The sequence below is a fragment of the Reyranella soli genome (assembly GCF_007992495.1).
In the GTDB taxonomy this organism is placed as follows: domain Bacteria; phylum Pseudomonadota; class Alphaproteobacteria; order Reyranellales; family Reyranellaceae; genus Reyranella; species Reyranella soli.
This window is the reverse complement of sequence record NZ_BKAJ01000358.1, coordinates 1-1,413: the sequence shown is the minus strand read 5'-3', so window position 1 is coordinate 1,413 and position 1,413 is coordinate 1. Positions and strand designations below refer to the sequence as shown.

Below are 1,413 nucleotides of genomic sequence, written 5' to 3'. Positions count from 1 at the left end.
CCGGTGGGCTCTTTCAAGAGCGACTCCGGCCCGTGCCGCGATCTCACGCTCAAGCTCCGCGCCCGCCGAGGCGCTGACGGAGTTCAGGCGGCGGCTGGTCGAGATAGGGGTGGCGAAGGGAAAGACGCGGTAGAGGCGTCGCGAGGACAAAGGGATGGCGATACGACTTCTTCTGGTGGTGCTTCTATTGGCTCCGTTGGCTGCCTGCGGTCCGCCAGAACCATGCCCCTGGGATTGCACTCGCCAACGCTTTCCCTGATTGCCAGAATCCCGTGGCCATCGCTGCCAGGGCCGGAAATTTGCCCGCCTGGACGCGATTTGCCGCCGGGGCCCGAAAGGCGGCCCCGCACGGAGTGTTAGCCTGTGCGAAGCCTCACCGATCGCAGAACGCGTCTCGGGGGAGACATAGGCAAACGGCTTACGAGGTTGGTATGTATCAAGAGCGGCGACATTGCGGCTCGTCGATCGCCACCATGTCGACAGGCCGCTCCCTACGCCTAGGCCAACGGCTGGCCAGCGCGGGTCTTCAAGTCGCTGATTTCCTGCTCAAGCTCGTCGGATGCGACCTCGAGCCGGTCCAGCTCGGCGACGAAGGCCCGTTCTTGCGCCTCAGTCGCGTCTCGCCTGGGTGCCTTGAGCGCCTTCGATCGGCAGTGCAGTTCGGCACGGCGGCAGTCGAGCTCGACCCTTTGGGCGCTTAGGTCTGACGGCATGCTCGCCTCCTAGAACAGAACGGTGTTGCCCTTGGCGTCGGTGACGACCCGTCGGATGGTGCGGCCGCCGAGCTTGAGGAGCAAGCGCGTCAGGGCAGCGTTCTCGGTTTGGGTGCCTAGCAGAATTTGACCGAGCTCGGCACACACAGCGTTGAGTTCGGCAATTGCCTCGGCCTGCATTTCGGATGTCTGTACGGGGGATTGGACAATTGCCGCCGCGGCTTCCGCGCGACGTATCAGAGCGTCAAACTTGGCCTCCACAATATTGTCGTTGGCAGCATGCATTCTCGCGCAATCATGTTGTCTGGCTGCCGCATTGAAGTCGACATCGTCCGTCTCCCTGTCTGGAACGGACTCTAACCTCTAACCGGGGACAATTCCGGGGAGCACGTCAACATCGACCAGCGGCGCTGCCGAACTGTCGGCGCTGTAACCTCGCTCCCCCGGACCGCCGCGCCAAGCCGTGCTGGGCAGATCGCCCGTGCACGACGCGAGGGCGATCAGGGCTGTTACCGCGACTCGGGGTGCAAGGATCATTGCTGGATATGGCTGGCCTTGAGAGAGGACTAAAACGCGCCGATCGGCGGATAGTTCCCAAGCGCCCTAGCGGCTTGATCTGCGGAACACAGTGAGGCGGCAGCCGTTCTCGCCTTATGTTTCGTCCCCTCTTCGCCGCGTTGTTGATCGCCCAGCCGGTGAA

General features: G+C 63.3%; 2 protein-coding genes. Both read right to left on the bottom strand.

All coding sequences use genetic code 11. The features are described 5' to 3' along the window. Positions 1–497 precede the first annotated feature (497 nt). Complete coding sequence (locus RSO01_RS46755; RefSeq protein ID WP_147157472.1) at positions 498–713, bottom strand: hypothetical protein; 216 nt, start codon at positions 711–713, stop codon at positions 498–500. Between the two features lie 9 nt (positions 714–722). Then, positions 723–998: a hypothetical protein gene (locus tag RSO01_RS46750; protein ID WP_147157471.1), complete on the bottom strand. Its 276-nt coding sequence runs from the start codon at positions 996–998 to the stop codon at positions 723–725. Positions 999–1,413 lie beyond the last annotated feature (415 nt).